This is a genomic window from Actinophytocola sp. KF-1, assembly GCF_054661535.1.
Map to the genome: position 1 here is coordinate 459,865 of NZ_BAAFVK010000007.1, position 22,341 is coordinate 482,205.

Below are 22,341 nucleotides of genomic sequence, written 5' to 3' on the forward strand. Positions count from 1 at the left end.
CACTCAGGACTCGTCCGTGAACCGCGTGTGGATCTTGCCGATCTCACCGATCACGCGGTTCCGGACCGGGTGTTCGAGGTCGAGGATCTTGTCCAGATCCCAGTGCAGGTAGTACGCGACGTACGCGATTTCCTCCCAGACGCGGTCAACCGCGTACGTCACGATCCCCCCGGCGCATCACCGGCGACGTCCACCGCGAAGTCGCCACCGCAGTGCGGGCAGCTCACCGCGACCTCGGTGTGGCCGTCGGCGTTGATCCGCCGGTACAGGTCCTGCAGGAAGGCGAGGTCCGAGGCGAACAGGCTCTCGATCACGAACGTGTCCACCACCGGCACGTCGCCGAGCGCGGTGACCGTCCGCTCCAGCAGCAGGACCGTCAGGTACGCCGGGTTCTGCTTGGCGCGCTGGTCGGACTGCGTGGTGATCTCGTCCCGCGCGGTCGCGAGCCGCATCACGCCCTCGCGGTGCACGCGCCCCGCCTCGTCCACGTAGCCGCGCGGCAACGTGAACGGGTACTCGGTGCGCAGCCCCGTCTCGGCGGGCGCCTGGGCAGGCGCCGTCACGCGGACACGCGCTGGATGCGCTCGGACACGATCGTGACCGTCTCCATCAGCACCTCGGACGAACCCGCCTTCAGCGCGCCGATCTCCAGCTTCGACGGCCAGGCGTGCTCGAGGTGGTACCGCGCGACCGGCTTGCCGTCCGGCCCGTACATCACCAGCGAGCACGACTTGCGCGCGTTGATGATGTCGCCGTTGAGCACGGACTCGTGCCACGCCCACAGCGCCATGTGGTCGGACTTGCCGCGCTTGAGCACGACGGTCGCCGGCTCGGTCTTGCCCGGCAGCTTCTTGAGGATGACCTCTTTGTCGGACGACTCCAGGTGCTCCACCGGCTTCACCTCGGTGGTGATGCCCTGCAGCTCGGAGAACGCGGCGATCTCGTAGCCGTCGATGGTGATCGAGAACCGTGCAGCTGTGATCGGGTCGCCAGCAGCCATGTTGGAAACTCCTTACGCGAGAAGAGAAAGGGGGCTTGTCACTCTTCGAGGCCGGCGCCCTCGGCGAACTGCGAGATCCGGAAGACCACGAACTCGGCCGGCTTCACCGGCGCGATGCCGATCTCGACGGTCAGGATCCCGGCGTCGCGGTTCTCCGGCGGGTTGTTCTCCTCGTCGCACTTGACGAAGAACGCCTGCGCGGGCAGCTGCCCGAACAGCGCGCCGTCCCGCCACACGCGGCGCAGGAACATGGTGACCGTGCGCTTGACCGAGTCCCACAGCTTCGGGTCGTTCGGCTCGAACACGACCCAGTTGGTGCCCTGCAGGATCGACTTCTCGACGTAGTTGAACAGCCGCCGCACGTTCAGGTAACGCCACTCGGGGTCGCTGGACAGCGTCCGCGCGCCCCACACCCGGATGCCCTGGCCGCGGAAGCTGCGGATGCAGTTGACGGCGACCGGGTTGAGCGCGTCGTGCTCGCCCTTGGTGATGTTCAGCTCGAGCGTCACCGCGCCGCGCACGACCTCGTTCGCGGGCGCCTTGTGCACACCGCGGGTCGAGTCGTTGCGCGCCCAGATGCCCGCCATGTGGCCCGACGGCGGCACGAAGACCTGCTTGCCGGCCACCGGGTCCGCGACCTTGATCCACGGCCAGTACATGGCGGCGTACTTCGAGTCGTAGCCGGTGACGTCCTGGCGCCACTCCTTGACCTCCTGGGCGTTGAGCCCGGGCGGGGTGTCGAGGATGGCGACGCGGTCGGCCATCAGCTCGCAGTGCGCGATCATCGCCAGCTGCACGGCCTTGACGTCCTCGACGGACAGCGCGCCGCGCTGGTAGGCGGCCATCAGGTCCGGCACGCACAGCATCGTGACCTCGTCGATGGCCTCGAGGCCGCCGAAGCCGGTGCGGTCGGCGGAGTTGCCGACGTAGGCGTTCGCCTCGACCTTGACCGGCGCGGGCGCCGGGTTGCCGAGCGCGACCTCGCCCGCCTTCGGCAGCGCGAGCGCCTTGCCCTTGGTCTCCTCGACGACGATCAGCTTCGACTGCTGGCGGACCACGGTCGCCACGTTGTTGGGGCCGCGCTTGGTGGTGACGTTGTCGAACGTCTCGACCGGCTGGCCCTGCTGCTTGACGACGAGCTTGAAGTTGTCCTCGCCCTCCTCGGACGCCGGCGCGACCTCGACGGTCAGGTCGGCGGTCTCGGCGGTGCGGGCGGAGATCGTGAGGCCGGGGCGGTCCGCGGTCGCGGCGGGCAGCTCGGCGGCGGGCAGCGCCACCTGGCCGTTGCTGGAGCCGTTCTGCCCTTCGCCACCGACACGCACGACGTAGGCCGTGCCGCCACCGTTCTGGAAGTAGCCGTACACGGCGTGCGCGAGGTAGTAACCCTCGACGAAGTCGCCGAAGTTCTGCTTGAACTGCGTCCAGTTGGTGACCATCACGGGCTCGTGCAGGGGACCGCGCTCGGCGAAGCCCACGAAGGCGGCCACCGCGGTTCCCACGGCCTCGATGGGCCGCGAACCTGAGGAAACCTCCTCCATGTACACACCGGGCGCGAGGTAACTGCTGGCCATCTCGGGTGTCTCCCTCGTTGCGTCGTACGCGTGACCGGCGTGACCGGCCCCGTCTGAGTGTGTTCATTCCGCACCGGACGACTCAGTCGTCGCGGGGCGGTGGGGAGGGCGGGCAGGCCCGCCCTTTCGGGCGACCGCTAGCCCCTGTCCCCCTGTCTGATCCCGATCTCCGAGCCTCCTGGCGGTCCGGCCGCCGTGGCAGGCGTCGCGGGGAGGGGCGCCGGGCGGCGCGCGGTGCCCTTTCGGGCGGCCCGCGCGCGCTGAAAGGACGGGCGGCGGGCGGCTGCGCCCGCGGTGTCCCGTCGCGAGACTGGTGCTCGTGATCACCGAGGTGGACGAGGCGTTGTGCGTGCTGCTCGGCCGGTCGCTGCCGGAGGGCACGATGGTCCGGCTCGACCCGCCGAAGCCGACGTGGGAGACGGAGAAACCGTCGAAGGCGATCGACCTGTTCCTGTTCGGGCTGCGCGACGACCGCGGCGGCCGCGAGTCGGGGTGGGCCGACGAGCGCGACGACCGCGGCGCGGTCCGCGCCAGACGCGAACCGAACCGGCGCTGTGTGCTGTCCTACCTGGTCACGGCACGCGCGGAGAAGGTCAACGAGGAACACCAGCTGCTCGCGGCGGCGCTGCGCACGATGCTGTTCACCGACTCGCTGCCCGAGGACTGCATGCCCGCCGCGCTGGCGGCGGCCGCCGCCCCGGTGCTGATCACGATCGCGGACTCCGACCCCGGCGCGCTGTGGAGCAACCTCGGCATGCCGGCGCGGGCGTCGTTCGCGATCGCCGTGAGCGCACCGTTCCTGCCCGACCCCGAGACGGACCTCGCGCCGCCCGCCGAGAAGATCCGCCTCAACAGCGGCCAGAACGTCCCCGCGCGCGGGTCCCTGGCGCCCGCGCAGCCGCGCCGCTGGGTGCGTACCCCGTGAGCCCGGCGGCGAAGATGGGCGACAAGGTGGTCGGCACCGACATCCACATCATCATGATCCCGTCGCCGGGCGGGCCGGTGCCGACGCCGCTCCCCCACCCGTTCGCGGGCACCATCACCGGCGGGTGCAGCACGGACGTGATGATCGGCGGCCAGCCGGCCGCGGTGGTGGGCAGCACGGCGACGAACGCGCCGCCGCACGTCCCGCAGGGCGGCCCGTTCCAGGTCCCGCCGACGAACCAGGGCACGGTCACGAAGGGCAGCGGCACGGTGCTGATCAACGGCAAACCGGCGGCCCGCACCGGCGACACGGTCATGACGTGCAACGACCCGTCCCCGGCCCCGACCGGCTCGATCGTCGCCGTCAGCACGGTGATGATCGGTGGCTGAGTCGCCCCAAGTTCTGCCCCATCGGCCATCGGCCGAGTGATCAACGGGACGTACGGTTCGGCGTGGGGTCGTGCTCGTTGTTGGAGGAGTGCCATGGCGGGTGAGCCGGAGCTGCGGGCAGGCGACGGCGGTGAATGGGTGCTCTACCTCCAGCAGTCGCTCAACCACCACTACCAGCAACAGGTGATCGCGGAGTCGGGCGAGTTCGACGCCGCGCTGGACGGCGTCGTGCGGCACTTCCAGGCGCAGCAGGGCATCGATGCCGACGGCGTCGTGGACGCGGTGACGTGGCAGGCGCTCACCGGCACCCGCTACCGCTGGCCGGACGGCCCGGTCGCCACCGCCGAGGTGCGCACCGCGGAGTTTGTCGTCCACCTGGCGCTGACCCTGACGGGTGAGGCCGTGGACGCGCTCGCCGACCTGACCGTCGAGGGCCTGGCCACCGAACCGGTCCTCGTCTCCCCCGGCGCGACCTTCCTCCCCGGCACCGCGGAGCTGGTGGGCGGGACGACGGTCGAGTTCAGCGGCACGTGCGCCCTCCCGGGCGCGGCGGACGCGACGGGCTACGTCCTGGCGGTGACCGTCGACCCAGCGCCCGAGGCCACGTCGGTGGCCGAGTGGCTGGCCTGCCTCACGGACGTCGGTGCGGTGGCGCTGCCCGTCACCGCGGGCCTCGAGGAGGTGGCGTGATGGTCGCCGCCGAGACCGACGACCACGTGGCGTTCCGCTACGCGCTGCCCCCGACCCCACTGGCAGGCGCGACGATGGAGATCGGCCACGTCGCGGTGACGGTCGAGCTGCGCATGACGGGCGACCTGGACGTACTGGCGATCGCCGGTCCCGACGACCGCACCAGGGCGCTGACCGCGCTGCGCACCGTCGCGAAGGGACTGATGATCCGCGGGCTGGGCTCCCCGACCCCCAGTGTCTCGGCGTCGGCGGGGCACCGCTTCACCCAGAGCCACCACGACTTCAAGGCCCCGAACACGATCACCTTCACCGGCGACTGCGCGGTCGATTTCACCCACGACGCGGTGGCCGTCCACGGCACGGCGACCTACGCACTGGCCGTCACCGCCCTCCCCACCGCCGACCGCCCCCCGATCAACGACGACACGGCAAGCGGCTGGTTCCTCCACCACGAGAAGGAACTGGCGTCGATCGGCATGGTCCTGCTGGTGGCGGCCCCGATCACCCCGGGCAGACTCACCCCCCGGTGACCGTCCCCGGCACGAGACCCCCAGCGAACCCGATCACGCCGCCGACCCCGGGCCCGCCCTTGTCCTGAAAGCCGGACGCGAAGCGGGCCCCCCCCGAACCAACCGAACCCCAACGACCACACGCAAGCCAGGCGCCAGCCCACCACGCACAGCCTGCCTGCCATCCCGTCGACCTCCCACGGGCTATCACACCGGGTCAAGGGGGCCCGAAACCCAAAGCGCCCACATGCCCAAGCCGCCGGGCCCCCTTGACGCGGTGTGATAGCCCGTGGGAGGTCGACGGGATGGCAGGCAGACCACTCAACAGCAGTCCTTGCCAACCCCACCCCGTGCAAGACCCGCTGCCATCCCGGAGACCAGCCCGTCCGGCGAGGACCCCCCGGAGGGAAAACCCCGCGCAAGGCACACCACCAAACCCGGGAACACGAACCGCCACAACCGCGCTGACCTGCGAAAACGCCCCACCCAGTACATACGGGCAGCCCCCACCACTCCCGGGGGCACCCCGCTGTCCAGTCTACCGGCACCCACCGACAAAACCCGGGGAGCAAGGCCCACCTGTGGACAACCGGCCCACCTGTGGACAACCGAGCGCTAAACGCTCTCCTCCTCCAGCAACCCCCGGTCGTAAGCGATCGCCACCGCCTCGGCCCGTCGATTGGCCCCCAGCTTGGCCATGATCCGCGAAAGGTGCACGCTCACCGTCTTCTCCGAGATGAACAGCTCCTCCCCGACCTGCCGGTTGGTCCGCCCCAGGGCGACCAGCCGCAGCACCGACCGCTCCCGCGGCGTGAACGGGTCCAACGTCTCCCGGGGCGCCTGCCCGTCGGACAGCACGATCCGTCCCCGCCGCGCCAGTTTGCGCAGCGCGTCCCGCAACGGCCGGGCCCCCAACCGGACAGCGACCTCGTCGGCGGCCTTCAGCACCGACGCGGCCTCGTCCCGCCGCTCGGACCCGAGCAGCGCCTCCCCCAGCCGCCACTGGCAGATCGCCTGCTCGTACACCGCGCCGTAGGCGAACGCCTCGGCGGCCTTCGACCACAGCGCCGGGTCGCTGGCCCCCTTCAGCCTGCTCTCCTCGGCCTCGGCACGCGCGAGCCACGCCCGCCCCTCCGGACCGAGCGTCCCGGTCCGCGGACGGCCGAACTTCGCGGTCTTGCGCGCCAGCTCGACCAGCCGCACACCCTCCTCGACGAACGACCGGTGCTCCGCCGCGTCCTTGCGGCGCGCGGCCCGCTCGGCGCAGTCGGCGTACAGGGTGGCGCCGAGCGCCCCCAGCTTGATGTTCACGAGCACCCACTGGCCGCCGACCCGCTCCGCCCACTCCAGGGCCTCGCTCACCAGCTTCGCGCCCTCCTCGGGACGCCCCTGCCACAGCGCCAGCTCGGCGCCCGCGGCGCTCATGGACGCGAAGATCTGGAAGTCCCGGTGCCACTCCGACCGCAGCTCCGCCGCCAGCCGCGCCGCCTCGGCGAGCCGGCCGCGTGACACCATCACGTAGCTGCCGACCGCCGCGAGCCGCGCGGACACGGTGCTCGACACGCGCATGCCCGGTGGCTCCGCAGCCGCCTCGCTCTCGTCCCAGTCGCCGCGCGCGTACCGGGCGATCACCTTGATGGCACGCAGCTCGAAGCCGTAGGTGCTCCACGTGAGGCCCGTGTCGCGGGCCCGTTCGACGCCCTCCTCGATGATCCGCACGGCGTCGTCCAGCTCGCCCGCCTCGTACGTGTTGATCGCGAGGTAGTAGCGGGCCCGCAGCTCCACGCTCAACGCGTCGTCGTCGCGGGCGAGGCGGATGGCCTCCCGCAGCCGCTCCCGGCCCGCCTCGACGCGGCCCTCCGACTCGTCGAGCGCGCCGAGGGTGATCAACGCGTCGGCGACCACGCCGACCTCGTCGCACGCCCGCGCCTCCTGGACCGCGAGCTCGGCGAACTTCCGCGACTCGACCGGCTCCCGCATGCTGCGCAGGATCAGCGCGTACACGGCGAGGATCCACGCCTTCTCGCAGCTCGGCGGCAGGTCCTCGGCGATCTCCCACGCCCGTTCGATGACCTGCCGCGCCTCGTCCTCGCGGCCCTCCACGACGAACAGCGCCGACGCGAGACGCCTGCGCATCATGGCCGCGACCTCGCGGTCACCGGAGGCGTCGGCGAGCTTCACCGCGGACCGCGCGAACGACACCGCCCGCTCCGGGTCGCCGGAGCTGCCCGCCATGAACGACGCCGTGCGCAGCAGCGTCACCTCGTCCATGCCCTCGGGCCGGTCGGCGGGCGCCACGCCGTCCCACAGCTTCAGCGCACGCTCCAGGTGCCCGAGCGCCTCGGCCGGCGCGCCGCTGTCGGCGGCCTCGCGGGCGGCGACCACCGACGCGGCCAGCGCCTGCGGCAGCTGGTGGCTCTCCATGCTGTGGTGCGCGAGCGCGGCCGCCGCACCGCGGTGGCCCTGCTCACCGGCCAGCTCACGCGCGTACGCGGCGTGCAGCCGCACCCGCTCGCCGGGCAGCAGGTCGCTGTAGACGGCCTCGGACAGCAGCGCGTGGCGGAACGCGTACACGTCCATCCACTGGTCCCGCTTGGCCACCAGCACGTGGTGCTGCACGGCCTCGCGCAGCGCCTCCTCCAGCTCGGGCTCCGACAGCTCGGACACCGCGAGCAGCCGGGCGTGCGGTGCGCGGCGCCCGGCGACGGACGCGACCCGGACGACCCGCTGCGCGGCCTCGCTCAACCGCTCCACCCTGGCGAGCAGCACGTCGACCAGCGTGGCGGGCAGCTCGTCGCCGTCCTCGGTGTACGCGGCGAGCAGCTCCTCGGCGAAGAACGCGTTGCCCTCCGAGCGGCCCGCCACCTCGCGGACCAGGTCGTCCGGCAGGCCCTCCTCGGCGAGCGAGCTCACGAACAGGCGCGAGTCGGCGTTGTTGAACGGCGTCAGCTCCATCCGCTCCATGGCGGGCTGGCGGAGCAGCTCGGCGAGCAGCGGCCGCAGCGGGTGGCGGCGGTGCAGGTCGTCGCTGCGGTAGGTGCCGACGATGAGGACGCGCTGGTCACGCAGCCGCGCGACCAGGAACGACAGGAGCCGCCGGGTGGAGCCGTCCGCCCAGTGCAGGTCCTCGAGGATCAGCACGACGGGGGCGGTGGCGGCGAGGTCGGTGAGCGACGCGTGCACCGCGTCGAACAGCTGGAGCTGGCCGATGTCCTGTTCCGGCCGGTTGCCGACGCGGCCGCCGACGCCGGGGACGACCGCGGTGATCGCCGACATGCTGGTCTCGCGGCGGTCGGCGCCGACGGGCAGCGTCACGTCGGGGAACAGCCGCGCGAGCGCGGGGTGGGCCAGCACGGTCTGCTCGCGGTCGGGCACCTGCGACAGGGCCTCGGCGAACGGCAGGTAGGGCAGGCCGGTCTCGCCCGCGTCGAGGCAGCGGCCGGTGAGCACGAGCGCGCCCTTGTCGCGTGCGAGCGCCGCGAGTTCATCGGTCAGCCTGGTCTTGCCGACACCGGCGTCGCCGGAGATGAGCATCGCGGTGGCGGTACCACTCGCGGCCTGTTCGAAGGCGCCACGCAACCGGTCGAGCTCCCGGTCACGTGCCACCAGAGGAATTCCTGATCCGAGACGCGCCACGCCCTGCATACTGTCACGCCCCACCGTGGCGGGCGCGCGTCATTTTCGTGGCCAGGAACACGGGGGCCACCCTGCCGCTGAGGGCGGTGGCAGGACATCGGGTGTTCACGCAGATCCGGCGGGAACACGGAGGTGAGGGGTAAGGGGTGGGCCCGGTGGGCCGTGGGCGGTGCTCCGGGGTCAGGAGAGCACCTGGCTGCGGTCATGCAGGGGCTGGACGGGTGTCCGGCGCAGCCTGGGAAGCCTCACACGCTGTCGAGGCGTCCCTCCTTGACGACTCCCATGAACGCGTCCCAGCCGGTCGTCTCGAACGAGACGTGGCCCGCGTCCGGGTTCTTGGAGTCACGCACCGCTGCGCCGATTCTGGCCACGACGAGTTCGACACAGTCGTTGCCCGCGCCGCTGCGGCTGCTCTTGCGCCACCGCGCCCCGGTCAGGTCAGAAACGGTCACGCTCTGCTCCTCTCGGTGTTGCACTAGGACAGCCGGTCGGCTGCCCGATCGACCAATTCGACGGTGTCGTCTGGTTTCAACGCAGCCGCACGCAAATGGTCAAACATCAACGTATACCGATGAACGTCCTCCGGTTGTTCCAAGTAGACACCGGAAGTGGTGTTCTCGACATACACGACATCGGGATCGGCCTGCTCGGGGAAGCCCAGGATCAGGAACGGCGCCTCCATGCCCGCGTGCGCGCCCGCGGAGAACGGCACGACCTGCAGGGTCACGTGCGGCAACGAGGCCAGCTCGACCAGCTTCTTCAACTGGTCGCGCATCGCCTCCGGGCCACCGACCACCCTGCTCAGCACCGCCTCGTCGAGCACCGCCCAGTACTCCGGCGGGTTCGGCTCCTCGGTGATGAGCTTCTGCCGGTTGACACGGGCGCGGACGCGAAGCTCCACATCGGCCTCGGTGGCGTCCGGCCGGATCGCGCGGATCACCGCGCGCATGTACGGCTCGGTCTGCAACAGCCCCGGCACGAGCAGCGCCTGGTGCGTGTGCAGGAACGAGGCGTCGGACTCCAGGCCGACGAACGACCCGGTGAACACCTCGTTGTAGGCGTGCCACCAGCCCTTCTTGCGCGCCTCCCTCGCCAGTTGCACGAGCGCCTCGCGCTCGTCGTCGTCGACGCCGTACACCTCGAGCATGTCCCGCACGTCCCGCGGGGTCACGCCGACGTGGCCGGTCTCGATGCGACTGATCTTCGATGCCGAACACTCCAGCTTGTCGCCGACCTCGTCGATGGTCAGGTTGGCGTTCTCGCGCAGCTCACGCAGGCGGGCCGCGAGCCGTCGACGGCGGACCGTCGGGCTGGGACCTCGCGACATGGATCACCTCACTCTGGACGGGTGTTGCCGGATCGATGTTCTCACTTGGACACGAGTTGTCACGAGAACCTCGGAAACCGTGATCAGGGTGCATGCACAGCGTATGCAATTGCACCCAACCCGAAAGCGCTTCACCCGATCGTGTACTGCAACTTGCAATATGCTTGTTCCCCACCGCAAGCTGCTAATCGAGCCTCTGGCGCCGGCCGGGGCTTGGCAGACCAGGAGTGACGTCCGGGAGCAATTTGACGCGTGGGTCAAGTTCGCGCAACTCGAGACGTGCACCCAGGTTAACCACCTCCTCCAGGACCCGGGGAGTCACACCGTGAGCAGTCCGATCTTCGGTCAGCTGGAAACGTCGCTGGCCGACTATCTGACCAACGTCACCTACCGCGCCCAGTTCGGCGACGAGCAGGCCGCGGCACTCGTCGCCCGCCTCGAGCTGCCGAGGGTGGTCGAGGCGCTGAAAGCCGTGCTCGACGAGCACACACCGGACGCCAACGGGCGCTGCCCGAGCTGCCGGACCAGGCGTTTCGGTCGCGCGCCCGCGCCGTGCCGGGCCTATCTGACGGCCCACCTCTGCCTGGTGGTGACCGAAGACGAAACCCCGGAGGAGACCACCGCGCCGATGCGCAGGCAGGTGGCCTTCGGCAGCTGACCCCCGCCCGTCCGCCGAGACGCGAGCCCCGGGTGCTCCCCTGAAACCCGCGGCTCGTCCCGGTCGAGCGGCTCGTCTCCCCCATCTCCCCCGAGCCGCCCGACATGCCACGGGTCCAGGACCTCCCCCCGACAGGCCCTGGACCCGTGGCTTTTTGTCGTCCACGCAGACAACTCAGAGTGTTCTTCACTTTTCCAAGATGCCCGCAATGGGATCTCGAAACATCAGCACATATACGGAGAGTTGACCGAATCACGCAGCCGCCCAGGAACGGCGAATCGCGATCTACCCGTTCAAGTTAACCCGTATGAGTGAACCCGTTCGGCCGCCCCAATGTCAGCACGCCTTCACCCAACTGCATTCCAGTTCGGGCGTTTCCGACGGCACCCGCGGTGCGGGGACGGACCGCGCGGTCACGGCACCGCCCTCCTCGGCGAGCCGCACCGCGACCGCGTCCTCGAGGCCCTTCACGTTCACCCCGATCGAGTTGTTCGTGACCATCGAGAACACCCACTGCTCACCGCCCGCGGTCGTGACGTAGCCCGACAGGCTGCTCACGCCGGTCAGCGACCCGGTCTTCGCGTGCACGTTGCCCTCGGCCGCGGTGCCGCGCATGCGGCTGCGCAACGTGCCGCCGACCAGCCGTTCCGCCTTGCCCGCGATCGGCAGCGCCCGGTACCACGTGTCGAACCACGGCCGCGACCGCGCCGCGCCGAGCAGCGCCGCGAGCTGGGCGGGTGCGATCTGGTCCATCCTGGACAGTCCGGAGCCGTCCCGCAGGGACAGCCGGGCCGGGTCGACGCCGTAGGACGGCAGCACGCCGGCGACCGCCGCGAGACCCGCGCTCCACGTGCCCTTCCCGGAGACCTCCCGGCCCATGGCCTTCACGAGGATCTCCGCGTGCAGGTTGTTCGACAGCTTCATGAACGGCACCGCCAGCTCCGCGAGCGGCATGGACTGCCGCGACGCGACCACCGGGGCCGCCGCGGGCGTCGCGCCGCGGGCCGTCGGGCCGAGCACCCGCACGCCGTGCTTGCCGAGCGCGGCACGGAACAGCGCGGCGGCGTACCCCGTCGGCTCCCACACCGCCATCCACTCACTCGTGGTCGCGCCACCCGAAGGGATGGATCCGCTGACCGTGATCGTGTTCGCACCGTGCACGCGGTCGACATTGATCGTGTTCGGCGTGCCCGCCGCGCCGGTGACCGCGGTGTTCACGACCTTGACGTAGTCGGTCGGCGGCTCCGTGGTCACGACGGCCTTGCCGTCCGCGCCGGGCGCGACGCGGACGATGATCGACCCGGCGTCGTAGTCGGTGTCGGGCGCCGCGGTCAGCGCGGAGACCTGCGCCGAGTAGTAGTACGGCTCGTCGTCCCAGGCCCAGCTGGTGCCGAGGCGCACGTCGTCGAACCACGTGTCGTCGGCGAACAGCTTGCCGCGCACGAACTTCACGCCGCCGGCCGCGACCTGCGCGGCCAGCGCGTCGTAGTCGGCGGCGAGCATCGTCGGGTCGCCGGTGCCCTTGAGGTACAGGTCGCCGTCCAGCACGGGCCCGGCGCGCCTGCCCGCCGCGTGCACGGTGGTGTCGAAGCGGTAGTCCGGCCCGAGCACGTCGAAGGCGGCGACCGAGGTCACGAGCTTCGCGTTGGACGCGGGCTGCTGCCTGCCCGCCGCGTCGCGGGCGTACACGATGTCGCCGTCCAGCGTCGTCACGACGAGCCCGACGTCCGCGCCCGCCAGGGCGGGCGTGGCGAGGATCGCGTCGAGGTCGACGGCGAGCGCGCCGCGGTCCTGCGCGACGACCGGCGGGGTGAACCCGCCGCCGAACACCAGCAGGCCACCGACCGCCAGGGCGGACAAACCAACCAAGCGGGAACGCATGAGCGCCTCCCAGGGTCACAGGGGATGTTGGTGGGAAATCTTCCTATCCCCTGTGCGTCATGACAATCGCCAACCTGGCGGCATTCAGCGAGCGGGCGCCCAGTCCCGGAGCGCGGAGAGCACGAGCGTGCCCTGCCCGTGGACCGACACCACCGCGCCTCCGTGGCCGAGCGCGGAGAACGCGAAGTCGGTGCACAGGTTCTCCTCGCCGGCCAGGCGCGGGTACAGGTCGGCGACCGTGCGCAGCGGATGGCCCGCGAACGTGATCTCGTCGACCACCGACATCGTGGTCACGTCGATCACCCGCACCCGGCCGTTGCCGGTGCTCCAGCTCGCGTGACCGCCCGGCAGCAGCACCAGGTCGGCGCCGGGCCCGTCGTGCCCGTCCTCAGCGGCCTCCGGGTCGATCTCCTCCCAGGTCAGCCCGCCGAGCTCGGCGGGCTCCGGCCAGGAGAAACGCGCCAGCCGGGCAGAGCCCGCGGCGAGGAACCAGTCACCGTCCGGCCCGAACAGGGCGGGCAGGCAGTCGTCGGCGGGCAGCAGCGCGGCGGCCAGGTCCGTGCCGTCGTCGGTGACCAGCCAGGACTGCTGACCGTCCTGACCGGCGGCGACCCACAGGACCACGGCGTCGTCGCGCGGGTGCTCGCACACGGCGACCATGGACGTCCCGAACGGGTCCGGCACCGTCACCTGCCGCGCGACCCGGTGGCCGCGGTCGCGGACCTCGACGCGCACCTGGTCACCGGTGCCCTCGGCGACCCACAGCGCCCGGCCGGACGGCTGCCAGCGGCACGCGGCCTCACCGGGCAGCGGCGCGTCCTCGGCACGGCCCGGCTCGCCGATCCACAGCCGCCCGCCCGACACCCAGGCCCACGTCCCGTCCGGCGCGACGGCGACGTCGTCGACCGGGCCACCCAGGTCGAGCCGCCCGGTCACGCCCAAGCCGCTGTCGAGGAGGGTCACCTCGCCCTCGGCCGAGATCGCGGCGTACCCGTCGCCGCGCGGGCGCACGAAGTACGCCCGGTGCCCGACGGTGACCGTCGCGGCGACCGGGATCTCCCTGGCGCTCACCCGTCCTCGTTCCTGGTGATGCGCAGCAGTCCCTCCTGGACCACGGTCGCGATCAGGGTGCCGTCCGCGGCGAAGAACCGGCCGGTCGCGAGCCCGCGCGCGCCGGAGGCGCTCGGGGACTCCGCGTCGTAGAGGAACCACTCGTCCGCGCGGAACGGGCGGTGGAACCACAGCGCGTGGTCCAGGCTCGCGCCGAGGACCTGGTCGAAGCCCCAGTACACGCCGTGCCGCACGAGCACGGAGTCGAGCAGCGTCATGTCGGAGGCGTAGGTGAGCACGCAGACGTGCAGCAGCTCGTCGTCCGGCAGCGTGCCGTCGGCACGCATCCAGACCTGGTTGCGCGCCTTGTTGTCGCGGCGGCCGCGCACCTCCCACGGCGGATCGGTGACGTAGCGGATGTCGATCGGCCGCGGCATGGTCGCGATCGGGCCGAGTTTCTCGGCGTACGCCTTCATGCTCTCCATGCGGGAGGGCAGCGCGTCCGGCGGCGGCACGTCCGGCATGGGTTCCGCGTGGTCGACGCCGGGTTCCGGGGTGTGGAACGACGCGGACAACGCGAAGATCGCCTTGCCGCGCTGCACCGCGATGACCCGCCGCGTCGTGAACGACCGACCGTCACGGATGCGATCCACCTCGTACACGATCGGGATGCTCGGATCGCCCGGCCGTATGAAGTACGCGTGCAGCGAGTGCACCTTCCGTTCGGCGGGCACGGTCCGCCCGGCGGCGACGAGCGCCTGCCCGGCGACCTGCCCGCCGAACACCCGGACGGGTGAGTCCGACGGGCTGACCCCGCGGAAGATGTTCTCCTCGATGCGCTCCAGGTCCAGGAGCGCGACCAGCCCGTCCAGTACCGGCTGGCCGCGCAGGACCCGGTTCTTCGCGAGGTCGGCAGCGGCCTGACGTGCCGCTTCGGTCATGTGAGCACCCTCCGCGCGCGGGGCTCAGGCGTGGTCTTCCTCCCCGAGCCGGTGGACTCGGATGAGGTTAGTCGAGCCGACCGTGCCGGGCGGGGACCCCGCCACGACCACCACGAGGTCGCCTGGCTGGTACCGGCCGATGGACAGCATGGCGTTGTCGACCTGGCGGACCATGAGGTCGGTCGAGCTGACCTCCGGCACCATGAAGGTCTCGACACCCCAGGTCAGCGCGAGCTGGCTGCGCACGGCGGGTTCCGGCGTGAAGGCCAGCAGCGGCAGGTGGGTGTGCAGGCGCGCGAGGCGGCGGACCGTGTCACCGGACTGGGTGAACGCGACGAGGGCCTTGGCGTTGAGCCGCTCGCCGATGTCGCGGGCCGCGTAGGAGATCACGCCGCGCTTGGTGCGCGGGACGTGCGTCAGCGGCGGCACGACCACGGACTCGCTCTCGACCGCCTCGACGATGCGCGACATCGTCTGCACGGTCTCGATCGGGTACCGCCCGACGCTGGTCTCGCCGGACAGCATGACCGCGTCGGCGCCGTCGAGCACCGCGTTGGCGACGTCGGAGGCCTCCGCGCGCGTCGGCCGGGAGTTGTTGATCATCGACTCGAGCATCTGCGTCGCGACGATCACCGGCTTGGCGTTCTCGCGCGCGATCTGGATCGTGCGCTTCTGCACCAGCGGCACCTGCTCGAGCGGCAGCTCGACACCCAGGTCGCCGCGGGCGACCATGACCCCGTCGAAGGCGAGCACGATCGCCTCGAGGTTCGAGACGGCCTCGGGCTTCTCCAGCTTGGCGATGACCGGCAGCCTGCCCTTGCCGACCCGGTCCATCACCTGGTGGACCAGGTCGATGTCGGCCGGGGAGCGCACGAAGGACAGGGCGACGAAGTCGACGCCCAGCTGGAGCGCGAACTCCAGGTCCTCGATGTCCTTCTCGGACATGGCCGGGACGGAGACGTCCATGCCGGGCAGCGAGATGCCCTTGTTGTTGCTGACCTTGCCGCCCTCGGTGACCTCGCAGACCACGTCCGGCCCGGCCACCTCGAGGACGGTGAGGCCGACGTTGCCGTCGTCGACCAGCAGCCGGTCCCCGGCCTTCGCGTCCTTGGCGAGGCCCTTGTAGGTGGTGGACACGCGGTCGTGGGTGCCCTCGACGTCCTCGACGGTGATCCGCACGACGTCGCCGACCCGCCACTCGGCCTTGCCGCCGGCGAACGTGCCGAGGCGGATCTTCGGGCCCTGCAGGTCGGCCATGATGCCGACGGCCCGCCCCGACTCGTCACTCGCCGAGCGGACCAGGTCGTAGACCTGCTTATGGTCGCTCTGGCTGCCGTGGCTGAAGTTCATCCTGGCGACGTCCATGCCGGCCGCGACCAGGGCGCGCACCTTCTCCGGTGTCGCCGTCGCCGGCCCCAGAGTGCATACAATCTTCGCTCGTCGACTCACGGACACGTAGCTTAGCCCCCTGCGCTGGAACGATCCCGAAATACTGAGCAGTAATCAGCGGATCGATCCAGAAAGTTATCGAGGTGTTGGTCCACCGGACGTCCGGCGGCTGTTCCGCACTCCGCGTTCCCCGGGCCCGGGTGCTTCAAACGGTCCTGCCGGATGTGCGGCTGCACCTGCGATGACCTGCTCTTTGACGCGTCCGGACCTGATCGTGGTGCCCGCGGCGCGGTGGCAGGCGGGTCCACGTGCGACGGAGCGGCACGCGGTCGGGGCGTTCCCACCTTTCGGACCTCGGAGGCCTGGATCAGGCGCTGCTCCGGGCTGAGCGCGGCCGCCGGCCCCCGATTTCCAGCCTAGCGGCGGGCACCGACAGCGAGCCGCGGCGAACCGGCGCGACCGCCGGGTTGTCCACAGCCGAGCCGGTTGTCCACAGCGGCCCGTTCCGGCGCCCGCCGATGTCGGTGCCCGCCGGTACGCTGGCAACCGGGGGCCGGAGGCCTCAGCGGCGCGGCACCTCCGAGATGCCCACGTGATCAGCGGCCCACTCGTTGATCGGCCGCAGCGCGCGGAACGCCGTGCGCACCCGGTTGAACGTCTCCCGCTCGTGCAGCGCGTCGTCCGGTTCCCAGACCTTGATCGCGTACAGCGACCGGTGCCGCAGCAGGTCGATCCTCGGGTGGTCGGCGTCGAAGCCGCGCGGCTTGGTCTTCAGCTGCTCGCCGCGGATCTCCCAGCCGCCGCGGCGCAGCTTGCCGACGATGTCCGCCAGCGCCTTCCCGTGCACGTCCTCGGCGACCGCCGTGCGGAACCGGGCCAGCTGGTCCGGCTCCAGGTGGAAGCACCCGCCGCCGACCCGCAACCCGGCAGGCCCGACCTCCACGTAGAACGCCCCCGCCCCGCGGCCCGGCTCGATGACACCGCCGCAGTGCGTCTTGTACGGGGTCTTGTCGCGGGCGAACCGGACGTCGCGGTACGGCCGGAACACCGTCACGCGGCTGGACTCGGTCGCGAACTCCGGCGACAGCTCCGCGAGCAGTTCCTCCATGGGCGCGCGGACGTCGGCGGCGTAGACGTGCTTGTTGTCCTCCCAGTACGACTTCGAGTTGTCGGCCTCCAGGCCGTCGTAGAAGTCGATCGCGTGCTCGCCGAACCCCGTGAACGCCATGGCCGCAGTATGCAACGAGGGGGCGACCGCGACGGCCGCCCCCTCGCACCCCGGAATCAGGCCGCCTGTGCCTGGTTGTAGAGGTTCTGGGCGTCGGCGCCGAAGTACGGGCCGAACATCCAGGTCGGGATGAAGTTGATCTTGTAGCTGTTCACCGAGTTCACGAGGCCGGTGCCGCTCGCCTCGCTGAACTGCAGGAACCACGGCCCGCCGCTGGCGCCGCCGGTCATGTTGCACGTCATGCCGATGCCGTTGGACAGGAAGGCGTTGAACACCGTGCCGCTGCAGTAGATCATCTTCGTGCCGTCGTACGGCGAGGCCGCGGGCCAGCCGAACGCGTACATGTTCTGCCCGCGCGCCTGGTTGAACGCGACACCCTGGCCGCCGACGACGTCGGTGAGGCTCTGACCGTTCAGCTGGTTCACGACCGCGGCGCCGACGTCGTAGTTGATGTCCTCCGACGCGACCCACTGCGGCGTCGCCATGGTCGCCCGCGCGGTCCACGTGCCGTACGGGGCGTTGCCGTTGTTGTACGCCGGCACGAACACCCAGTTCGTGTGGAACGCGCCGTCGAGCTTCACGCAGTGCCCGGCGGTGATCACCGTGCTCTTGTTCGCGCTGGTCACGGCGTTGCCGGAGCACGAGGCCTGCCGGCCCTGGTACGTGAAGAACACGCGGCCCGCGGTCGTGACCACCTTGCCGCCGCCGGTCCACGCCGCGCCGCCCGACGGGAACGCCATCGTCGACGCGCCGTCCGACGGCGCCACGACCTGAGCGGCGCCCTTGGCGACGTCCTGGGTCAGCTTCGACGCGTCCACGCTCGGCAACAGCCGGTCCAGCGGGATCGCGTTGCGCATCGCCTCCGGTGTCCACTTCGCGGCGACCGCACGTGCCTCGGCCGCGGTGTCGGCGGCGAGGTGCACGGTGGCGTGCGCGGCCGGCGCGGCCGGCGCGGCCTGCGCGGTGGCCGTGAACGCCGGGACGGCGAGGCACGCGGCCGCCAGCGCCACTGCTGACCGCCACAACTTCTTGCTCATACGCACCTACCTTTCGGCTTACCCCGATCGAGTGAGCCGTGCAGGGGATAGGTCATCGTCGGACGTTACCCGGGGGTTTCGGGCCATCGGACCCGCCATTCGAGGGATGACATTCCCGGTGGTTCTACTCTGGCGACATGTTCACAGTGGACGGTCGAACGCTGCGCTGCGAGGACGTGCGGCAGGTGGCGCTGGAGCGGGACGCGGTGACGGTCGACGAGGCGGCCGTGCGCCGGGCCGAGGACGCGTGGCGGCTGGTCACCGAGCTGTCGGCACGCCGCGAGATCTACGGCCGCACCACCGGTGTCGGCGCCAACCGCGACCTCACCGTCGACGACGACTCCGGCCCCGAGCACGGCATGCGCCTGCTGCGCAGCCACGCGGGCGGCGCCGGTGACCCGCTGCCGGACGACCACGTGCGCGCCATGCTGCTGATCCGCCTCAACCAGCTCGCCGCGGGTGGCTCCGGCGTGCACCCGCGCCTGCTCACCGCGCTCGCCGAGGCGCTGACCAGCGGCGCGCTCCCCCGCGTCCACGCGACCGGCGCCATCGGCACCGGCGACCTGACCGTGCTGGCGGAGACGGCGCTGACGCTGGCAGGCGAGCGGCCGTGGGCGATCGGGCACCTGCCGCCGGTGCCGTTCGACACCTCCGACGCGCTCGCGTTCATGAGCAGCAACGCCGCGACCCTGGCAGAGGCGACGCTCGCGTGCCTGTCGCTGGAGCGGCTGCTGCGGGCGAGCCACGTGGTCGCGGCGCTGTCGTACGTCGTGCTCGGCGGCTCACCGGAGGCGTACGCGACCGCCGTGCACGCCGCGCGGCCGCACCCCGGGCAGGTGCAGTGCGCGGGCGAGATGCGGCGGCTGCTGGGCATGACCGGCGCGCCGAAGCCGGGCAGGCGCATCCAGGACCCGTACGGTCTGCGCGCGTTCCCGCAGGTCCAGGGCCCGGCGCTGGACGCGGTCGCGTACCTGCGGAACGTGCTGACCATCGAGATCAACGCCAGCACGGAGAACCCGATGGTGTCGCTCGCCGCCGGGGACGTGTTCCACCACGCGCACTTCCACACCGCCTACCTCGCGACCGCGCTGGACCAGGCGCGGGCGACCGTGCACCACGTCGCGGAGCTGTCCGCGGCCCGGCTGGGCGACCTGGTGGAGCCGTCGTTCACCGACCTGCCCGCGTTCCTCGCCGACGGCCCGCCCGGCAGCTCGGGCGTGATGATCCTGGAGTACGTGGCACACGACGCGCTCGCGATGCTGCGGCAGGCAGCGCTGCCGGTGACGCTCGGCACCGCGGTGGTGTCCCGCGGCGTGGAGGACCACGCGAGCTTCTCCACCCAGGCGGCGCGCCAGGCCAGAGCGGCGGTGGACGCGTACCGGCAGGTGCTGGCGTGCGAGCTGGTCGCCGCGGTGCGGGCGCTGCGCATGCGCCCGGCGGACCTGATGGACCTGCCGGTCCGTGACGCGTTCGACCTGGCGGACGCCTCACTGGACGAGAGCACCGCCGACCGCCCGTTCTCCGACGACCTCACGAAGGCGGCGGCCCTCCTGGAGCCGTTGTCCGAGATCTGACCTGGAATCATCACGACCGTGACCGACGAGGACAAAACGGGCAGTCAGGAGAGCGACGAGGAACCCACCGCCGGACTGGCCTTCGCGGCCGTCGGCTCGGTGCTGCTCGTGGGACTCGGCGTGCTCACGTTCGTCGTCGGCCTGCTGTCGCCGCTGATCACCGACGGCTGCGGCCCGGAGAGCGACTACCAGCCCGGCGAGCCGGACTGGTGCCGGCACTCGCAGACGGTGGTCAAGCTGCTGACGGTGCCCGTGTTGCTCGTCCTGCCCGGTGGCCTGCTGTTGACGTGGCTGCGGTTCGCGCCGCCCTACCGGCCGCGCGCGTGGGTGCCCCTCGTCTGCCTGGCGATCATCGCCGCGCTGTGGGTGGTGGCGAACAGCCTGCTGGCGGGCAAGCTCTTCTGACCCTGCTACAGTCACCGCTTATATAAGCGACGACTGTAGGAGTGTGCGATGACCCAGAAGATCACGACCTTCCTCATGTTCGAGGGCAAGGCCGAGGAGGCGATGACCTTCTACCGGTCGCTGTTCGCCGACGCGGAGGTGCTGTCGCTGACCCGGTACGGCCCGGAGGGCCCCGGCGCGGAGGGCTCGGTGATGCACGCGACCTTCACGCTCGCCGGGCAGGAGTTCATGTGCATCGACAGCGCCGTCAAGCACGGGTTCGGGTTCACGCCCGCCGTCTCGCTGTACGTCGACTGCGCCGACGAGGCGGAGATCGACCGGCTGTTCGCGGCGTTGTCGGCCGACGGCGGGGTGCTCATGCCGCTCGGGAACCACGGGTTCAGCAAGAAGTTCGGCTGGTGCAACGACCGGTTCGGCGTGTCCTGGCAGTTGAACCTGACCTGAGCGGGGGTTTGGTCCGGTCTGGCTTGGCGGTCTGGACTGGCGGTCTGGCTTGGCGGTCTGGCTTGGTGGTTTGCCTTGTGCGGGGTTTCGCCGTCCTGGGTTGTCCCCGTCCTGGGTGGTGTCCTCGCCGGACGGGCGTCCTCGCCGGAGGGCGTCCTGCCGGACGGGCCTCCTCGCCGGAGGGGCTGGTCTCCGGGATGGCGGGGGTCTTGCACGGGGCTGGTTTGGCAAGGACTGGTGTCCAGGGTCTGCCTGCCATCCCGTCGACCTCCCGGAGGGCTATCACACCGCGTCAAGGGGGCCCGACGGCTTTGGGCATGTGGGCGCGTCGTGCTTCGGGCCCCCTTGACCCGGCGTGATCGGGCTTCGCCAGGTCGACGGGATGGCAGGCAGCAGTCCTTTGTGGTGATGGGCTTGCGCCCTTCGACCTTGCCGTCGCCGATCGCGAGCGGCGGGTCACCAATCCCGAACGGCGGCTCGCCAACCCCGAGCAGCGGTTCGCCGATCCCAAGCGGCTCGCCAACGCCAAGCGGCGGTTCGTCAATCCCAAGCGGCTCGCCAACCCCAAGCGGCGGCTCGCCAATCCCGAGCGGCGGCTCGCCAATCCCGAACGGGTCACCAACCCCGAACGGCGGCTCGCCAGCCCCGAGCAGCGGGTCGCCAACCCCGAACGGGTCGCCCCCCCCGAACGGCGGCTCGCCCACCCCAAGCAGCGGCTCGCCCACCCCAAGCAGCGGCTCGCCAACCCCAAGCAGCGGCTCGCCAACCCCAAACGGCGGCTCGCCAACCCCAAGCAGCGGCTCGCCAACCCCAAACGGCGGCTCGCCCACCCCAAGCAGCGGCTCGCCAACCCCAAGCAGCGACTCGCCAACCCCAAGCGGCGGTTCGCCAACCCCAAGCGGCTCGCCAATCCCGAACGGGTCGCCAACCCCGAACGGCGGCTCGCCAACCCCAAGCAGCGGCTCGCCGATCCCAAGCGGCGGTTCGCCGATCCCGCGCGGCGGCGGGTCGCCGGTCCTCGGCGGCGGTCGCCGGTCGCGCGGCGCAAACGATTTCGCTGCTGCCGCCCAGTACCTCACCTAGGCAGCCCCCACCCGAACCCGGGGGGCCACCCCGACGCCAGTCTATCGGGGGGTGCCGACAGTTCCGGGGTTGTCGATCTTGGCTGTGGACAACGTGCCCGGCTGTGGACAACTCAGTCCGCTTCCTCCAGGAGGCGGCGGACCACGTCCGTCAGGTGGCGCTGGTCGGTGAGCGAGAGCTTGCTGACCAGCTCCGACGTGCGGGCCGTGACCTCGCAGTGGGTGCGCACCGCCAGTTCGTGCCCCGCCTCGGTCAGTGTCACCCACGTCACGCGGCGGTCGTTCTCGTCGCGGGCGCGGGTCAGCAGGCCGCGTTGCTCGGCACGGTCGACGAGGTTGGACAGCGCCGACTTCTCCATGTGCAGCTGCCGACCCAGGTCGGCCATGCGGATGCGGCCCGGCACCACGACCGCGCAGATCAGCTCCGTCTGCTGCTGCGACAGGCCGTGCGAGCGACCCACGTCGGCGAACAGGTGCAGCACGTGGTGCGAGAGCCCGACCAGTGCCGTGGCGAGTTCGCGATCGTCTGTGGTCATCGCGTTCCAGCCTACCCGATTGGTTCATGCTATAAATGGTTTACGACGTGAATCAACAGGGAGGGAATG

22 protein-coding genes are annotated in these 22,341 nt (G+C 71.2%); 8 read left to right on the forward strand and 14 right to left on the reverse strand.

Annotation, left to right across the window (positions count from 1 at the left end):
- Window positions 1-3: 3 nt before the first annotated feature.
- From ACYQ77_RS23720 to ACYQ77_RS23735, 4 genes are read right to left on the reverse strand one after another with little or no spacing between them, the layout of a single operon-like run.
- The gene (locus ACYQ77_RS23720; RefSeq protein ID WP_396112497.1) at window positions 4-162 is read right to left on the reverse strand and encodes a DUF6760 family protein; all 159 of its coding nucleotides are present in this window, start codon (window positions 160-162) and stop codon (window positions 4-6) included.
- Window positions 159-563: a phage tail assembly protein gene (locus ACYQ77_RS23725; protein ID WP_459714849.1), complete on the reverse strand. Its 405-nt coding sequence runs from the start codon at window positions 561-563 to the stop codon at window positions 159-161. Before ACYQ77_RS23725 ends, ACYQ77_RS23720 begins: the two co-directional genes overlap by 4 nt.
- Window positions 560-1,000 (reverse strand): phage tail protein, encoded by a 441-nt coding sequence (locus tag ACYQ77_RS23730; protein ID WP_184814290.1) that lies wholly within the window; start codon window positions 998-1,000, stop codon window positions 560-562. The genes ACYQ77_RS23725 and ACYQ77_RS23730 overlap by 4 nt, the downstream gene beginning before the upstream one ends.
- Window positions 1,001-1,038: 38 nt before the next feature.
- A complete protein-coding gene (locus ACYQ77_RS23735; RefSeq protein ID WP_459714852.1) occupies window positions 1,039-2,571 on the reverse strand; it encodes a phage tail sheath family protein in 1,533 nt (510 codons plus the stop codon).
- A 319-nt stretch (window positions 2,572-2,890) separates the two neighbouring features.
- Between ACYQ77_RS23735 and ACYQ77_RS23740 the strand changes: the two genes are divergently transcribed.
- The 4 genes from ACYQ77_RS23740 to ACYQ77_RS23755 all read left to right on the forward strand — a co-directional run bounded on the left by ACYQ77_RS23740 (window position 2,891) and on the right by ACYQ77_RS23755 (window position 5,105).
- Window positions 2,891-3,496 carry a Pvc16 family protein gene (locus ACYQ77_RS23740; protein WP_459714854.1) on the forward strand — a complete coding sequence of 202 codons (606 nt, stop codon included), beginning with the start codon at window positions 2,891-2,893 and terminating at the stop codon, window positions 3,494-3,496.
- Window positions 3,493-3,885 (forward strand): PAAR domain-containing protein, encoded by a 393-nt coding sequence (locus tag ACYQ77_RS23745; RefSeq protein WP_459714857.1) that lies wholly within the window; start codon window positions 3,493-3,495, stop codon window positions 3,883-3,885. The genes ACYQ77_RS23740 and ACYQ77_RS23745 overlap by 4 nt, the downstream gene beginning before the upstream one ends.
- 93 nt (window positions 3,886-3,978) lie before the next feature.
- On the forward strand, window positions 3,979-4,575 hold the full coding sequence (locus ACYQ77_RS23750) for a peptidoglycan-binding domain-containing protein (RefSeq protein WP_459714859.1): 597 nt from the start codon (window positions 3,979-3,981) through the stop codon (window positions 4,573-4,575).
- The gene (locus ACYQ77_RS23755; protein WP_459714861.1) at window positions 4,572-5,105 is read left to right on the forward strand and encodes a hypothetical protein; all 534 of its coding nucleotides are present in this window, start codon (window positions 4,572-4,574) and stop codon (window positions 5,103-5,105) included. Before ACYQ77_RS23750 ends, ACYQ77_RS23755 begins: the two co-directional genes overlap by 4 nt.
- A gap of 594 nt (window positions 5,106-5,699) precedes the next feature.
- On the opposite strand, the gene ACYQ77_RS23760 is transcribed toward ACYQ77_RS23755, so the two are convergent.
- From ACYQ77_RS23760 to ACYQ77_RS23770, 3 genes are all read right to left on the reverse strand, one after another.
- Window positions 5,700-8,729, reverse strand: a complete 3,030-nt coding sequence (locus tag ACYQ77_RS23760) for a helix-turn-helix transcriptional regulator (protein WP_459714864.1) — start codon at window positions 8,727-8,729, stop codon at window positions 5,700-5,702.
- Between the two features lie 236 nt (window positions 8,730-8,965).
- Window positions 8,966-9,172 carry a DUF397 domain-containing protein gene (locus ACYQ77_RS23765; RefSeq protein WP_396108564.1) on the reverse strand — a complete coding sequence of 69 codons (207 nt, stop codon included), beginning with the start codon at window positions 9,170-9,172 and terminating at the stop codon, window positions 8,966-8,968.
- Between the two features lie 23 nt (window positions 9,173-9,195).
- Window positions 9,196-10,047 (reverse strand): helix-turn-helix domain-containing protein, encoded by an 852-nt coding sequence (locus ACYQ77_RS23770; RefSeq protein WP_459714867.1) that lies wholly within the window; start codon window positions 10,045-10,047, stop codon window positions 9,196-9,198.
- A gap of 325 nt (window positions 10,048-10,372) precedes the next feature.
- On the opposite strand from ACYQ77_RS23770, the gene ACYQ77_RS23775 reads away from it, so the two are divergent.
- On the forward strand, window positions 10,373-10,705 hold the full coding sequence (locus tag ACYQ77_RS23775) for a hypothetical protein (RefSeq protein WP_459714869.1): 333 nt from the start codon (window positions 10,373-10,375) through the stop codon (window positions 10,703-10,705).
- Window positions 10,706-11,041: 336 nt separating this feature from the next.
- Here ACYQ77_RS23775 and dacB read toward each other — a convergent pair whose 3' ends face one another.
- From dacB to ACYQ77_RS23805, 6 genes are all read right to left on the reverse strand, one after another.
- The gene (gene dacB, locus ACYQ77_RS23780; RefSeq protein ID WP_459714871.1) at window positions 11,042-12,586 is read right to left on the reverse strand and encodes a D-alanyl-D-alanine carboxypeptidase/D-alanyl-D-alanine endopeptidase; all 1,545 of its coding nucleotides are present in this window, start codon (window positions 12,584-12,586) and stop codon (window positions 11,042-11,044) included.
- Between the two features lie 84 nt (window positions 12,587-12,670).
- Window positions 12,671-13,657: a cytochrome D1 domain-containing protein gene (locus tag ACYQ77_RS23785; protein ID WP_459714874.1), complete on the reverse strand. Its 987-nt coding sequence runs from the start codon at window positions 13,655-13,657 to the stop codon at window positions 12,671-12,673.
- Entirely contained in the window at window positions 13,654-14,577 is a 924-nt protein-coding gene (gene tesB / locus ACYQ77_RS23790; RefSeq protein WP_459714875.1) for an acyl-CoA thioesterase II, read from the reverse strand. Before tesB ends, ACYQ77_RS23785 begins: the two co-directional genes overlap by 4 nt.
- Before the next feature lie 24 nt (window positions 14,578-14,601).
- Window positions 14,602-16,026: a pyruvate kinase gene (pyk, locus tag ACYQ77_RS23795; protein ID WP_459714877.1), complete on the reverse strand. Its 1,425-nt coding sequence runs from the start codon at window positions 16,024-16,026 to the stop codon at window positions 14,602-14,604.
- Window positions 16,027-16,528: 502 nt separating this feature from the next.
- Window positions 16,529-17,194, reverse strand: coding sequence for a DUF2461 domain-containing protein (locus ACYQ77_RS23800; protein ID WP_459714880.1), 666 nt, complete (start codon window positions 17,192-17,194; stop codon window positions 16,529-16,531).
- 56 nt (window positions 17,195-17,250) lie between these two features.
- Complete coding sequence (locus ACYQ77_RS23805; RefSeq protein WP_459714882.1) at window positions 17,251-18,231, reverse strand: trypsin-like serine peptidase; 981 nt, start codon at window positions 18,229-18,231, stop codon at window positions 17,251-17,253.
- A gap of 137 nt (window positions 18,232-18,368) precedes the next feature.
- Here ACYQ77_RS23805 and ACYQ77_RS23810 point away from each other — a divergent pair, with 137 nt between their 5' ends.
- From ACYQ77_RS23810 to ACYQ77_RS23820, 3 genes are read left to right on the forward strand one after another with little or no spacing between them, the layout of a single operon-like run.
- Complete coding sequence (locus ACYQ77_RS23810) at window positions 18,369-19,805, forward strand: aromatic amino acid ammonia-lyase (RefSeq protein WP_459714884.1); 1,437 nt, start codon at window positions 18,369-18,371, stop codon at window positions 19,803-19,805.
- Between the two features lie 18 nt (window positions 19,806-19,823).
- Window positions 19,824-20,210 carry a hypothetical protein gene (locus tag ACYQ77_RS23815; RefSeq protein WP_459714885.1) on the forward strand — a complete coding sequence of 129 codons (387 nt, stop codon included), beginning with the start codon at window positions 19,824-19,826 and terminating at the stop codon, window positions 20,208-20,210.
- 48 nt (window positions 20,211-20,258) lie between these two features.
- A complete protein-coding gene (locus ACYQ77_RS23820; protein ID WP_459714887.1) occupies window positions 20,259-20,654 on the forward strand; it encodes a VOC family protein in 396 nt (131 codons plus the stop codon).
- Between the two features lie 1,195 nt (window positions 20,655-21,849).
- Here ACYQ77_RS23820 and ACYQ77_RS23825 read toward each other — a convergent pair.
- On the reverse strand, window positions 21,850-22,272 hold the full coding sequence (locus ACYQ77_RS23825) for a MarR family winged helix-turn-helix transcriptional regulator (protein WP_459714889.1): 423 nt from the start codon (window positions 22,270-22,272) through the stop codon (window positions 21,850-21,852).
- Window positions 22,273-22,341 lie beyond the last annotated feature (69 nt).